This window comes from Pseudomonas tehranensis (genome assembly GCF_014268615.1).
Taxonomy (GTDB): Bacteria; Pseudomonadota; Gammaproteobacteria; order Pseudomonadales; family Pseudomonadaceae; genus Aquipseudomonas; species Aquipseudomonas tehranensis.
The window spans coordinates 1-12424 of sequence record NZ_JABWQV010000140.1 but is presented as its reverse complement, the minus strand read 5'-3'; the positions used below and the strand labels follow the sequence as shown (position 1 = coordinate 12424).

Annotated in this window: 14 protein-coding genes; 9 read left to right on the top strand and 5 right to left on the bottom strand. The window is 60.2% G+C overall.

The genetic code is table 11. The annotated features are described in order from the left end of the window. Positions 1-149: 149 nt before the first annotated feature. Genes HU811_RS18295 through HU811_RS18285 form a run of 3 tightly spaced genes read right to left on the bottom strand, consistent with a single transcriptional unit; the run spans position 150 to position 2740 of the window. Complete coding sequence (locus tag HU811_RS18295; protein WP_186657338.1) at positions 150-1331, bottom strand: acetyl-CoA C-acetyltransferase; 1182 nt, start codon at positions 1329-1331, stop codon at positions 150-152. A gap of 11 nt (positions 1332-1342) precedes the next feature. Continuing rightward, positions 1343-2008 carry a CoA transferase subunit B gene (locus HU811_RS18290; RefSeq protein WP_003180355.1) on the bottom strand — a complete coding sequence of 222 codons (666 nt, stop codon included), beginning with the start codon at positions 2006-2008 and terminating at the stop codon, positions 1343-1345. Positions 2009-2041: 33 nt separating this feature from the next. Next, positions 2042-2740: a CoA transferase subunit A gene (locus HU811_RS18285; protein WP_092402912.1), complete on the bottom strand. Its 699-nt coding sequence runs from the start codon at positions 2738-2740 to the stop codon at positions 2042-2044. A gap of 248 nt (positions 2741-2988) precedes the next feature. On the opposite strand from HU811_RS18285, the gene HU811_RS18280 reads away from it, so the two are divergent. Then, on the top strand, positions 2989-3891 hold the full coding sequence (locus HU811_RS18280) for a LysR family transcriptional regulator (protein WP_186657335.1): 903 nt from the start codon (positions 2989-2991) through the stop codon (positions 3889-3891). A 118-nt stretch (positions 3892-4009) separates the two neighbouring features. Here the strand turns inward: HU811_RS18280 and HU811_RS18275 are convergent, their stop codons facing one another. Beyond that, positions 4010-4849: an NAD-dependent protein deacetylase gene (locus HU811_RS18275; protein ID WP_186657333.1), complete on the bottom strand. Its 840-nt coding sequence runs from the start codon at positions 4847-4849 to the stop codon at positions 4010-4012. A 191-nt stretch (positions 4850-5040) separates the two neighbouring features. Between HU811_RS18275 and HU811_RS18270 the strand changes: the two genes are divergently transcribed. From HU811_RS18270 to HU811_RS18240, 7 genes are all read left to right on the top strand, one after another. Next, entirely contained in the window at positions 5041-5304 is a 264-nt protein-coding gene (locus HU811_RS18270; protein WP_092402906.1) for a hypothetical protein, read from the top strand. A 41-nt stretch (positions 5305-5345) separates the two neighbouring features. Further along, the gene (locus HU811_RS18265) at positions 5346-5540 is read left to right on the top strand and encodes a metallothionein (protein WP_092402904.1); all 195 of its coding nucleotides are present in this window, start codon (positions 5346-5348) and stop codon (positions 5538-5540) included. Positions 5541-5831: 291 nt separating this feature from the next. Then, a complete protein-coding gene (locus tag HU811_RS18260; protein WP_092402902.1) occupies positions 5832-6146 on the top strand; it encodes a con-10 family general stress protein in 315 nt (104 codons plus the stop codon). Positions 6147-6478: 332 nt separating this feature from the next. Continuing rightward, positions 6479-7360, top strand: a complete 882-nt coding sequence (locus HU811_RS18255; protein ID WP_092402900.1) for a manganese catalase family protein — start codon at positions 6479-6481, stop codon at positions 7358-7360. Positions 7361-7469: 109 nt separating this feature from the next. Beyond that, the gene (locus tag HU811_RS18250; protein WP_047227786.1) at positions 7470-8399 is read left to right on the top strand and encodes a ZIP family metal transporter; all 930 of its coding nucleotides are present in this window, start codon (positions 7470-7472) and stop codon (positions 8397-8399) included. A 52-nt stretch (positions 8400-8451) separates the two neighbouring features. Further along, the gene (locus HU811_RS18245) at positions 8452-9858 is read left to right on the top strand and encodes a saccharopine dehydrogenase NADP-binding domain-containing protein (protein ID WP_186657330.1); all 1407 of its coding nucleotides are present in this window, start codon (positions 8452-8454) and stop codon (positions 9856-9858) included. A 116-nt stretch (positions 9859-9974) separates the two neighbouring features. Next, positions 9975-10994, top strand: a complete 1020-nt coding sequence (locus HU811_RS18240; protein WP_186657327.1) for a hypothetical protein — start codon at positions 9975-9977, stop codon at positions 10992-10994. Positions 10995-11002: 8 nt separating this feature from the next. Here the strand turns inward: HU811_RS18240 and HU811_RS18235 are convergent, their stop codons facing one another. Further along, complete coding sequence (locus tag HU811_RS18235) at positions 11003-11197, bottom strand: hypothetical protein (RefSeq protein ID WP_092402894.1); 195 nt, start codon at positions 11195-11197, stop codon at positions 11003-11005. Positions 11198-11476: 279 nt separating this feature from the next. On the opposite strand from HU811_RS18235, the gene glsB reads away from it, so the two are divergent. Then, a complete protein-coding gene (gene glsB / locus HU811_RS18230) occupies positions 11477-12385 on the top strand; it encodes a glutaminase B (protein ID WP_047227793.1) in 909 nt (302 codons plus the stop codon). The last annotated feature ends 39 nt before the right edge of the window (positions 12386-12424 follow it).

Sequence of the window (12424 nt, the reverse complement as noted above, 5' to 3'; positions counted from 1 at the left end):
GAGCGAGCCTGCTCGCGATGAGGCCGGTACGTTGTGCTTAGAACCAGCAGGCAAAAAAAACCGGCGCAACCCAGGTTGCGCCGGTGGTGTTGCCAGTGGATGGGCGGATTTTCGTGGGTCCGCCCATCCACTGTCAGGCTCTTTGCCGCTTACGCTCGTTCCAGCGCCAAGGCCACGCCTTGGCCGCCGCCGATGCACAGCGTGGCGAGGCCTCTTTTGGCGTCGCGCTTGATCATTTCATGGAGCAACGACACCAGCACCCGGCAACCCGAAGCGCCGATCGGGTGGCCCAGGGCGATGGCGCCGCCATTGACGTTGACCTTCTCCATGTCCCATTTCAGCTCTCTGGCCACGGCCAGTGACTGGGCGGCGAAGGCTTCGTTGGCTTCGATCAGGTCCAGTTGATCCACAGACCAGCCGGCCTTGTCCAGGCAGCGGCGGGTGGCCGACACCGGGCCGATGCCCATGATTGCCGGGTCAACGCCGGCATTGGCATAGGCGCTGATTTTCGCCAGGACCGGCAAGCCCAGTGCCTTGGCTTTTTCGGCGCTCATCATCAGCACGGCGGCGGCGCCATCGTTCAGCGACGAGGCATTGCCTGCGGTCACGCTGCCGTCCTTCTTGAACGCCGGCTTGAGTTTGCCCAGGGATTCGGCGGTGGTGCCGGCCCGGGGTTGTTCGTCGGTGGCGAAGGCCACAGGATCGCCTTTGCGCTGGGGAATCAGGATCGGTGTGATCTCATCGGCAAACCGGCCACCCTCAATCGCCGCCACGGCCTTCTGCTGCGAAGCGGCGGCAAAGGCGTCCTGCTCTTCGCGGCTGATGTCGTATTTGGCCACCAGGTTCTCGGCGGTGATGCCCATGTGGTAATCGTTGAACGCGTCCCAAAGACCATCGGTAATCATGCTATCGATCATCTGCGCATGGCCCATGCGCAGGCCAGTGCGGGCAGCCGGCAGCACGTACGGGGCCAGGCTCATGTTTTCCATGCCGCCGGCAATGATTACCTCGGCATCGCCACAGCGGATCGCCTGGGCACCCAGGTGCAAGGCCTTGAGCCCCGAGCCGCAGACCTTGTTCAGGGTCAGTGCCGGCACCGCGTGGGGCAGGCCAGCGAGGATCGACGCCTGGCGTGCTGGGTTCTGCCCGCTGCCTGCGGTCAACACCTGGCCAAGGATCACCTCGTCAACCTGCTCACCCGAAAGACCCGTCTGTTCCAGCAACCGACGAATCACCGCGGCACCGAGTTGCGGTGCGGGAATGGAGGCCAGCGAACCCTGGAAACTGCCAATGGCGGTACGGGTGGCGGCGACAATCACGACTTCTTGCATCGAATCTCTCCTCACTGGGCAGCGAACTGCATTTCAGGCACGTGGTCCGGCACGATCAGTTTGCCGGCCGTCTTGGCGACGATTTCCTCGACGCTGACGCCTGGGGCACGTTCTTTGAGAATGAAGGCGCCGTCCTGGATCTCCAGGTAGGCCAGGTCTGTCAGCACGCGCTTGATGCAGCCGGCACCGGTCAGCGGCAGGCTGCATCGGGGCAGCAGTTTCGACTCACCGTCCTTGGACGCGTGAGTCATGGTGACGATGATGTTCTCGGCACCGGCCACCAGGTCCATCGCGCCGCCCATGCCCTTGACCAGCTTGCCAGGGATCATCCACGAGGCAATATTACCTTCCACGTCTACCTCGAAGGCGCCCAGCACGGTCAGGTCGATGTGCCCGCCACGGATCATGGCAAAGGATTCGGCCGAAGAGAAGATCGAGGCGCCAATGCGCGCGGTAACGGTCTGCTTGCCGGCGTTGATCATGTCGGCATCGACCTCGGCTTCGGTAGGGAATGCGCCCATGCCGAGCAGGCCGTTTTCCGACTGCAGCATGACTTCCATGCCTTCGGGGATGTAGTTGGCGACCAGGGTCGGAATGCCGATGCCCAGGTTCACGTAGTAGCCGTCCTGCATTTCGCGGGCGACGCGTTGAGCCATTTGTTCGCGGGAAAGTGCCATGTTGTTATTCCTTCATTCGGGCTGGGGGCGGGGTCACTTGCGCACGGTGCGCTGTTCGATACGCTTTTCGAACGTGCCGCAAATGATCCGGTCGACGTAGATGCCTGGGGTATGGATCTGCGTCGGGTCCAGCTCGCCGGGTTCAACGATTTCTTCGACTTCCACCACGGTGATCTTGCCGGCCGTGGCCGCCAACGGGTTGAAGTTTTGGGCGGTGTGACGATAGACCACATTGCCGAAATGGTCGGCTTTCCAGCCTTTGACGATGGCGAAGTCGCCCGTGATGGATTCTTCCATCAGGTACTGACGGCCATGGAATTCACGCACTTCCTTGCCGTCGGCCACGGGCGTGCCGACCCCGGTGGCGGTGAAGAACGCCGGAATGCCCGCGCCGCCGGCGCGCATTTTTTCGGCGAGGGTGCCTTGGGGAGTCAGCACGACTTCGATTTCGCCGCTCAGCAGCTGTTTTTCGAAAAGAGCGTTTTCACCGACGTAAGACGCGACCACCTTGCGGATCTGCCGATCCTCCAGCAATACACCCAGACCGAAGCCGTCAACGCCGCAGTTATTGGAAACCACGGTGAGGTCGCGGATGCCCTTGCGCTTGATCTCGCCGATCAGGTTTTCCGGGATGCCGCAGAGGCCGAAGCCGCCGGCGATCACCGTCATGCCGTCTTGCAAGCCTTCCAGCGCTTCTTCGTAGCTACTCACACGTTTGTCGAAACCTGCCATAGACACCTCTTTTATTCTTGATGGGGTCGCAATGAAATGCAGTGTTGCGCCAAGTCATATATTTGTTAAGTTGATTTTTAGATTTGATTGATTGATAAAACTCAATAATTGCCTCCCTCTGTAGGCGCTTTGTAGGAGCTGTCGAGTGCAACGAGGCTGCGATCCTTCCAAAAACACTTGAATCCCAGGCAAAAGATCAAAAGATCGCAGCCTTCGGCAGCGCCTACGCAACCGGACACAGGACGCCCATGACCCTCAAGCAAATCCGCGCTTTTCTCGCCGTGGCCCAAAGCCTGAGCTTCGCTGTGGCCTGCGAGCGACTGCACCTGTCCCAGTCGGCCCTGAGCCTGACCATCAAGGCCTTGGAAGAAGGCTTGGGCGGGCGTCTGTTCAGTCGCAATACCCGTAACGTTGCGCTGACGCCCGAAGGCGAATCGCTACTGCCCCTGGCCCGGCGCCTGATTGCCGACTGGGACAATGCCGAGGATGAAATGCGCCAACGCTTCACCTTGCAGCGGGGGCGCGTCACATTGGCGGCGATGCCGTCCTTTGCCGGTAACCTGCTGCCGCCGATCCTCAAGACCTTCCGCGCCCGCTATCCGAACGTCAACGTCACGGTCAACGATGTGATCAATGAACAGGTGCTGGAAATGGTTCGGGATCGACACGTTGAACTGGGGGTCGCGTTCGAGCCGATGCAGAGTTCGTCGCTGGCTTTTACCCCCCTGTATCTGGACCGCTTCGTCGCGGTGGTGCCGCTGGACTCGCCACTGGCGCAGCGCAGTGAGATCCAGTGGCAGACGCTGCTGGAACAGCCGTTTATCACGCTGCAAAGGCCCTCCACCGTGCGGGTGATGCTGGAGGAGCATTTGCAAAGCCGCGGCATGAAACTGCCGGTGGAATTCGAGAGCCATCAGTTGGCAACGGTTGGACGGATGGTCGCCAGCGGGTTGGGGGTAAGTGCGGTCCCGGCGCTGTGTGTTGGACAGATGCATGAGCTGGGCGCCCGCTGCATCACTTTGAGCGATCCAGTGATAGAACGGGCCATCGGTGTGCTGACCAAGCCGGGGCATGAACTGTCGGCGGCGGCGCAGGCGTTGTTCGATACGCTCAGGGATCAGGATATGGGTGTGCGGCTGTCTGCACGCTGATCACCGTACCCCTGCGGGAGCGAGCCTGCTCGCGATTGCGGCGGCACATTCAACATAGATGCTGGCTGAACCTGCGCTATCGCGAGCAGGCTCGCTCCCACAGGGATCCGTGCAGTTGTTAGAGCTGGCGTTGAGTCAGCAGCGGCAGCAGCTGTTCACAAGGCTCTTCAAGCTTCAGATCCAGCAACTCATCGGCCCGTGTCTTGCCCCGGTTGATCGCCAGCAGCGGCTTGCCCTGTTCCTTGATCGCCCGGCACAGGCGAAATGCCGACCAGGCCATCAGTGAGGAGCCCACCACCAGCAGGCCGTCGGCTTCCTGAACGGCTTCAGTGGCGCGGGTCGCGGTGGCGGCGGCGACGTTTTCGCCGAAAAACACCACGTCGGGTTTCAAGCGCTCGCCGTCGCAATAAGGGCAGCGGGGCACCTGGAAGCGCGCCTCGAACGCGGCATCCAGCAGGGTATCGCCATCCGGCGCCTGAACCGCGTCTACACCGGCCAGGTAAGGATTCTGAGCTTGCATCAACAGCTGGATCTGCTGGCGCTCACTGCGCTGCTCGCAATCCAGGCACAACACCCGATGCAGGCTTCCGTGAAGTTCGATCACGTCGTGGCTGCCAGCCTGGTCATGCAGTGTGTCGACATTCTGGGTGATCAGACCGCTGATGCGTTGCTGTGCCTGCAACAGCGTCAATGCCTCGTGGGCGGCGTTCGGCCGGGCCTGGCGAACCCGCGGCCAGCCCAGCATCGCCCGCGCCCAGTAGCGCCGCCGTGCTTCGGGTTTGGCGAGAAACTCCTGGTACATCATGGGTTGCCGACCTCGTCGCACACCCTCGCTGTCCCGGTAGTCGGGAATGCCCGACGGGGTGCTGATGCCAGCGCCGGTAAGCACCAGGAAACGGCGCCCGGCCATATGCTCCAGCAATTGATCGATCGGTTGACGGTGAAAATCGTCGGGCATAGATGTCGCTCCGCTGGCCTGAAGTCGTTGAGGTTAGCACCGTGGTTCGTCGAGAGGGCTGTGGGAATGCCTTTCGTCGCACTGCGTTGTTGTTTCTTCAAACTTTCTCCGGTTGCGCGACATCCACCTCTATGTACGGCACTCAAAACTGTCGTGTTGCATGCCGTGTCGGCACCGAGAAGAGGAGGCGTATGAAACAGACCACCGGTGAAGTACGGGCCATCAATCGACAGAGGGCAATGGTCGGTGTGTATGTCGAGCAAGAAGACAACCACACAGTCCTTGAGCTCGGTTCAGCCAATGACATCGATATTGGCGACGTCATGGAGTGGGACAGTGGCAAGGCCTTGGGCACTCAGTCTTATCGCAACCTGACCAAAGGCTGGACCGCCGAGGTCTATGTGGCGAACCATGGCGTTGCGGCGGCGAACCTTGAGGTTCAATTGCTGGTGTGATCCTGACGACAGCGTTAAAACCGGAACCCAGGAGAACGAACATGAGCGAGTTAAAGTGCGGTTGCCCCGATTGCCAATGCGATGTGGACCCGCAACAGGTGTTCAATCACGATGGCGAGGCCTATTGCAGTCAAGCCTGCGCCGAGCAGCATCCTAACGGTGAACCTTGTCCGGCAGCGGATTGCCATTGCGAACGCAGCGGCAAGAATGGCGGGCCAGACGTGGACGGCAATTAACTGGATGACGCGCTGGAGGATACCTTTCCGGCGAGCGATCCCATTTCATCCCGAATATAAATCGGGATTGCGGTCCGCTAATGATTGGCATGGCTCAAGTTGAGTACTTGAATTCATTATTGGGCGTCATTTCTTTGGAAGGCCATTACAACTCGACGCCACAGTCAGCGCGTTGGATTGCATGAGCCGTTCGTCGCCGTTTGCAAGATATGTTTAAAACCTTGTCGGCGCCAGGTTTTCCGAATACTACGAGCCAACAGGTTCGCAACATCAACTAACGAGGTGAATGAAATGGCTAACACAGGAAATAAGAATCCTGGCAATTTCGCTAACGATCGTGAAAAGGCATCGCAAGCCGGGAAGAAGGGCGGCCACGCGTCGGGGGGTAACTTCGCGAATAATCCGCAACGAGCATCCGAGGCCGGGCGCAAGGGAGGGCAGGCTTCGGGTGGAAATTTCGCCAATGACCCAGAACGAGCAGCCGCAGCAGGCCGAAAAGGTGGCCAGGCTTCGGGCGGCAATTTTGCCAAAGACCCTGAGCGGGCCTCCGAGGCCGGTCGAAAGGGCGGTCAGGCATCCGGCGACAACGTTACCAGCGACCGCTAGTCAGTTTGCGAAACAAGTCGAAAAGGCCCTGGAAACAGCCAGGATGATGGGCGCAACGCTGAATACCCAATGATGTTACGGGCCCTATGTTAATCGCATGGGGTCTGCCGGATTTATATACAGCAGGGTCGCGGCAATGCATATCTTCATGCGTAAGGGGACTGTAAGTTGTTCAGTCGTCTTGCATTTCTGCGAGTGCGAGTTACCGATTACCGTTCGTCTCGTTTATTAAATATAAAATTAAATTTTAACTCTTTAACTTCTTCAGATTTTCTGTGGGCCTGCTCCCGGCAGTGTCCCCTTGGCGTGTGTCCTGAACGAGGAGTGTCATCATGTTTTTACATAACAAAAGACTGCAGTACACCGTGCGTGTCGCCGAGCCTAACCCAGGGCTAGCTAATCTGTTGCTTGAACAGTTCGGCGGTGCCCAGGGCGAGTTGGCGGCGGCGTCGCGCTACTTCACCCAGGCCCTGTCCGAGGATGATCCCGGCCGCAAGGATCTGTTGATGGACATCGCCACCGAAGAGCTCAGTCATCTGGAGGTGATCGGCTCGATCATCGTGATGCTCAATAAAGGCGCCAAGGGCAGAATGGCCGAGGGTGTGGAAAAGGAAGGCCAGTTGTACCGGGACATCAACGGCGCCGGCAACGACTCTCACATCACCAGCCTGCTTTATGGAGCCGGTTCCCCGCTGACCAATTCGGCGGGTGTACCTTGGACAGCCGCTTACGTCGACACCATAGGCGAGCCGACAGCGGACATGCGGTCCAACATCGCCGCCGAGGCACGGGCGAAAATCATCTATGAGCGTCTGATGAATCTCACCGATGATCCTGGGGTAAAAGAAGCGCTGGGCTTTTTGATGACCCGTGAAATCGCTCACCAGATGTCCTTCGAAAAAGCCCTGCACTCGATCCAGCCAAATTTCCCTCAAGGTAAATTGCCAGGCATGCCAGAGTTCACCAACGTGTACTTCAACATGTCCCAAGGCGAGCCTACGGTGCGTGGCCCATGGAACCAGGGCGATGAGTGGGAATTCGTCGAGAACCCAACGCCGGCGGTGGATGGCGGTGATGGGCTGGCGAGTGTGCAACTGAGTAAAAAAGACGAAGCGCTGCTGATGGACATGAAGGCGCGGACAATGTCCAACCCGGAAAGCGACCCCATGACAGGTGCCGACTTGGGTTCAGGGATGCAAGGTGACAAACTGTAGGAAACCGGCGAGGGGGCCTGGCTCCTTCGCCTGAAAATTGCGTTTGATCGTCCCCCTCGTTGCAGGAACGATCAGACATGACCTGGCGCAAAACCAGTAAGGATATTCGATGGACCAGCCCACCTCCCGGATCCGATCGCCCTGGCGTACCTGGCTGGATCCTGTGCAAAACAACCTGCTGCTGGGGGTGAGCTTCTGGCTGGGGCTGGCGGTGATCGCCGCGTTGTTGCTCTACAGCGGTTACAACGCATTGGTGGGGGCCGATCGGCACAACCTGGGCTACGCCGTTCTGGGCGGCACCGCCGGTTTCGCCGCCACGGCCCTGGGCGCGTTGATGGCGGTGGTGCTGCGTGATATCTCCTCGCGGACCCAGGACATCATGCTCGGTTTTGCCGCGGGCATGATGCTCGCCGCCAGTTCGTTTTCGCTGATCCTGCCGGGTATCGAAGCGGCACAAAGTATCGTGGGCAATCAACTGCTCGCCGCGTTTGTCGTTGTGGTCGGCCTGGGTCTGGGCGTGCTCCTGATGATCGGCCTTGACCGTTTCGTGCCCCACGAACATGAAGTGAGTGGCCGGCGCGGTCCGCAATCGGAACGTATCAACCGTGTCTGGTTGTTCGTGCTCGCCATCACCTTGCACAATTTGCCCGAGGGCATGGCCATCGGCGTCAGTTTTGCTAACGGTGATCTGAGGGTCGGCATGCCCCTGACCACTGCCATTGCGATCCAGGACATCCCCGAAGGACTTGCCATCGCCATGGCGCTGCGGGTCACCGGGATCAGTGCGCTGCGTGCCGCGCTGATCGCGGTGGGCTCGGGGCTGATGGAGCCGCTGGGCGCGGTGATCGGGCTGGGCATGTCCTCGGGCGTGGCCGTGGCGTATCCCATCAGCCTGGGGTTGGCGGCGGGGGCCATGATCTTCGTGGTGTCCCACGAAGTGATTCCGGAAACCCACCGCAACGGCCACGAAACGCCAGCCACGCTGGGGTTGATGATGGGGTTTGCGGTGATGATGTTCCTCGACACGGCACTGGGTTAGCCCCCCCCCCGAACACTGCACCCACGAAGGTGTTTAGCGCGGGAGACAGCACATGCAACACCGGGTCAAGTTTACCGGGCATCTGATCTTCATCGGCTTTGGCTCCATTGCCCGGGCCACGCTGCCGTTGCTGTTGCGGCAGGATCACGTCCCGGTCAATCAGATCACGGTCATCGCGCCCGTGATCGAGAAAAATATCTGGTTCAAGGAGCGGGGCATTTGCTTTGTCCGCAAAGCGCTGACTGAACACATCTTCACTCAAACCCTGGACCGCTTCATCAAACCCGGCGACTTCATCGTCAACCTATCGGTGGAAGTCAGTTCGCTGGCCCTGATGACCTATGCCTTCAGCAAGGGCGCGCTGTACCTGGATACCTGCATTGAGCCTTGGGCCGGTGGCTACGATGACCCTTCATTGGATTTATCGCATCGCACCAATTACGCGTTGCGCTACCAGATGCTGGGCCTGCGCAAAAAATTGGGCAATGGCCCGACCGCCGTCGTGGCCCATGGCGCCAACCCCGGCTTGATCAGTCATCTGCTCAAGGCTGGCCTGGTGGAACTGGCGGTGCAATTGAACCATCGCTTACCGCAGAACCGCGAAGGCGTGGACTGGGCCAGGCTGTGCATGGAGACAGGCATCAAGGTGATTCATTTTGCCGAGCGCGACACCCAGCGCTCCAGCCGACTCAAGCAGGACGATGAGTTCGTCAATACGTGGTCGGTGGAAGGCCTGATCAACGAGGGCCACCAATCGGCCGAGTTGGGCTGGGGCACCCACGAGCGCACCTGGCCAACGTCTGCCAGGCGCCACCGCTTCGGCAGTCGCAATGCCATCTACCTCGAGCGCCCGAGCGCCACTGTGCCGGTCAAGACCTGGACACCGTTGGGCGGGCCGTGCCTGGGGCTGATGATCACCCATCATGAAACCGCCTCGACCGCCGACCTGCTGACACTCAAGGATCAGCAGAAACTGATCTATCGCCCCACACTGCATTACGCCTATCACCCGTGCAACGATGCCTTGCTGTCCATCCATGAGTTGATCGGTCGAGGCTGGCAGAGCCAGCATCAGCAACGCATTCTCAACGGTGAAGTCGACAGCATCGGCGCCGATGCGCTGGGCGTCTTACTGATGGGGCATGAACTCAATGCCTACTGGTTCGGCTCGGTATTGACCATCGATGAAGCCCGGGCGCTCTTGCCCTTCAACAATGCCACCAGTTTGCAAGTGGCGGCGGGGGTTCTGTCGGGGATTGTCTGGGCGGTGGAAAACCCGGATCGCGGCATCGTCGAGCCAGAGCAAATGGGCTACGAACGTGTGCTGGAAGTGGCCAGGCCTTACCTCGGCACCCTGGTGGGCAAGCAGACCGACTGGAGGCCGACCGGCGTGGTGCCTAAGTCCTCCCAAGACGCAGCAGCGGATGATTGGCAGTTCGAGCATTTCACGCGTTTTTGACCCGCCATCGCGAACAGACCCGCTCCCACATTGGTTTTGTGTGTTTCCTCCAAGCCCATGTTCCTCGCGACCTATACTCAACCCCGTGGATGACTTGACCTCGGGATGGCGCAACCGTGCTGCGTTCGCTGATGCTGGCCGTTTTGTTGGTTCTGGCGGGGTGCGCCACGTCGCCGCGCGAGCAGCAGGTCGCCACCGTGGCGGTTTCCCAGGACACCTGGCGGCAGGTTGACCGGCAGATCGTCGCCGCGTCGAAAAGCGCTATTGAACAGGCCGGGCTCTACGCGCGTGGTTCGATGGAGCATTGGCGCCGGCTCGTTTACGAGCGCACCGAGATTCAATTCATCCCCTGGTTCAGCAGCTACTGGACCCAGGAATGGCTGGCGGTGAAGGTCAGTTGGTATGCCGCCAGTGCCGAAGGCGAAGAGGACTCGGCGGCCAGGCGCCTGGCGGTTTATCTGCAAGAGCAGTACCGCGAGCAGGTGCTGGCACCTGTGGCGGTGGAAATCGACCCCGAGGCAATCAGGGCCAACGCGACAGGCTATTACGTACGCCTGCTCAATCAACAGGTCCAAGTGATTGCCCGGCAGCACCGAATCCCGCCGGAGCTGATGAATCGGCGCCTGCACGGCATTCCCGCTGTCAGCTTGGGTCCGCCAGCGGCGCGTAACGCCTCGTTGTATGAGATGGCGTATACCGAGCCACTCAATACATTGCCGGCGTACGCCGCGTTGATCGACCACGTCAACAAGGCCGCCGTGACAGGTTCGGGGCCATCGGATGCGGTCATCGCTACGGTGGCACAACGCACCAGTGAAAAGATCGAAGCGCAATTCGCCACGCGAGGTGCGGCCGGTGCGGCGGCAGCCGTGGCCGGGAAAGCGGCGGGGGCGTTGATTTCAGTTGGCGTGGCGGGGATTCGCGCGATCATTCATGAGGGCGAGCGCCCGGAAATGGAAACACAAATCCGCAAGAGCCTGAGCGCCGCGTTCGACGAAGCCTGGTTCCAGTCGCTCAAGCATCCCCTCAGCGGGGTGATGGCACCGGTGTACTACCTGGCCGAGGAAATCGAAGGCAGCCTGGTGGCGGCGGATCTGGCCAATCGGGCAGTGGAGTTGCCGCTCATCAAACCGTGACGGACGGCTCATTCTGCCCCGAGGGTGACGCGGCAACCCTTGCGATGACGGATCTGTTCGTCCGAGGGCCGCTCCTTGATGAATTCAAAGCGCGGCTCACCTTCGCTGTAAATCACCAGCCAGCCCCATTCCAGTTCTTTTTCATCCTGCCCGGGCCTGGGGGGCGAGGCCCACCAGGGCTCTTTCTGCATGATCTGTCGCATCGATGTCTCCTGCCGATTGATCCCTTCAACTATAGACCGCTCGATTTGATGACAAGCGCCCGTGAAATCTCTTGAATTGTGTGGGAGCAAGGCTTGCCCGCGAAGCAGGCGATTCGGTTCCAGGCAGACCGCGTGAGCTTCATCGCGAGCAAGCTTTGCTCCCACGGATCGCCTCGCAACAGATGTTGCTGGTCTATTGAGTGTGCTCTGATCGCACCCATCAGCGTCTAGCGTCTGTATCCCCGCACTCGAACGGGGAATGACTGGACCCATGCGCATATGCAAGCATTGTTGAACGAGATCCTCGATGCGGTTCGCCCCCTGATCGGTCAGGGCAAGGTGGCCGACTACATTCCCGCCCTTGGCACCGTTGCGGCTAACCAGTTGGGCATTGCCGTCTACGGCAACGACGGCGAGATGTATTGCTCAGGCGACGCTGAAACGCCATTTTCGGTGCAGAGTATTTCCAAGGTCTTCAGCCTGGTGCAGGCCATCGGCCATTCCGGCGAGGCAATCTGGGAGCGATTGGGCCATGAGCCGTCCGGCCAGCCCTTCAATTCCCTGGTGCAACTGGAATTCGAACGCGGTCGGCCGCGCAACCCGTTCATTAACGCTGGCGCCTTGGTGATCTGCGACATCAATCAGTCGCGTTTTGCCGCTCCAGCCCTGTCGATGCGTGATTTCGTACGGCGCCTGTCGGGCAATCCACAGGTCATGGTGGACGGCAAGGTCGCAGAGTCGGAATACCAGCACCGCGCCCGCAATGCGGCGATGGCCTACCTTATGCAGTCCTTTGGCAACTTCCATAACGACGTGGAAGCGGTGCTGCGCAGCTATTTCAGTCACTGCGCGTTGCGCATGAGCTGCATCGACCTGGCCCGGGCGTTCTGCTTCCTGGCCAACGACGGCTTCTGCAAGCACAGCGGCGAACAGATCCTGAGTGCTCGCCAGACCCAGCAGGTCAATTCCATCATGGCCACCAGCGGGCTGTACGACGAGGCCGGCAATTTTGCCTATCGTGTGGGCCTGCCGGGCAAGAGTGGGGTGGGCGGCGGGATTGTCGCGGTGGTGCCGGGGCGTTTTACGGTGTGCGTCTGGTCGCCGGAACTCAATGTCGCCGGCAATTCCCTGGCGGGCATGGCGGCGCTGGAATTGCTCAGTCAGCGGATCGGCTGGTCAGTGTTCTAACGCACAAAAAAAGGCCCGTTCCTGATCAGGAACGGGCCT

Excerpts from the sequence above, each read along its gene's own strand:
- HU811_RS18290 (WP_003180355.1), bottom strand. The coding sequence starts at position 2,008 with ATGGCACTTTCCCGCGAACAAATGGCTCAACGCGTCGCCCGCGAAATG.
- HU811_RS18255 (WP_092402900.1), top strand. The coding sequence starts at position 6,479 with ATGTTTTTACATAACAAAAGACTGCAGTACACCGTGCGTGTCGCCGAG.
- HU811_RS18280 (WP_186657335.1), top strand. The coding sequence starts at position 2,989 with ATGACCCTCAAGCAAATCCGCGCTTTTCTCGCCGTGGCCCAAAGCCTG.
- HU811_RS18285 (WP_092402912.1), bottom strand. The coding sequence starts at position 2,740 with ATGGCAGGTTTCGACAAACGTGTGAGTAGCTACGAAGAAGCGCTGGAA.
- HU811_RS18260 (WP_092402902.1), top strand. The coding sequence starts at position 5,832 with ATGGCTAACACAGGAAATAAGAATCCTGGCAATTTCGCTAACGATCGT.
- HU811_RS18295 (WP_186657338.1), bottom strand. The coding sequence starts at position 1,331 with ATGCAAGAAGTCGTGATTGTCGCCGCCACCCGTACCGCCATTGGCAGT.
- HU811_RS18270 (WP_092402906.1), top strand. The coding sequence starts at position 5,041 with ATGAAACAGACCACCGGTGAAGTACGGGCCATCAATCGACAGAGGGCA.
- HU811_RS18245 (WP_186657330.1), top strand. The coding sequence starts at position 8,452 with ATGCAACACCGGGTCAAGTTTACCGGGCATCTGATCTTCATCGGCTTT.
- HU811_RS18250 (WP_047227786.1), top strand. The coding sequence starts at position 7,470 with ATGGACCAGCCCACCTCCCGGATCCGATCGCCCTGGCGTACCTGGCTG.
- HU811_RS18235 (WP_092402894.1), bottom strand. The coding sequence starts at position 11,197 with ATGCGACAGATCATGCAGAAAGAGCCCTGGTGGGCCTCGCCCCCCAGG.
- HU811_RS18265 (WP_092402904.1), top strand. The coding sequence starts at position 5,346 with ATGAGCGAGTTAAAGTGCGGTTGCCCCGATTGCCAATGCGATGTGGAC.
- glsB (WP_047227793.1), top strand. The coding sequence starts at position 11,477 with ATGCAAGCATTGTTGAACGAGATCCTCGATGCGGTTCGCCCCCTGATC.
- HU811_RS18275 (WP_186657333.1), bottom strand. The coding sequence starts at position 4,849 with ATGCCCGACGATTTTCACCGTCAACCGATCGATCAATTGCTGGAGCAT.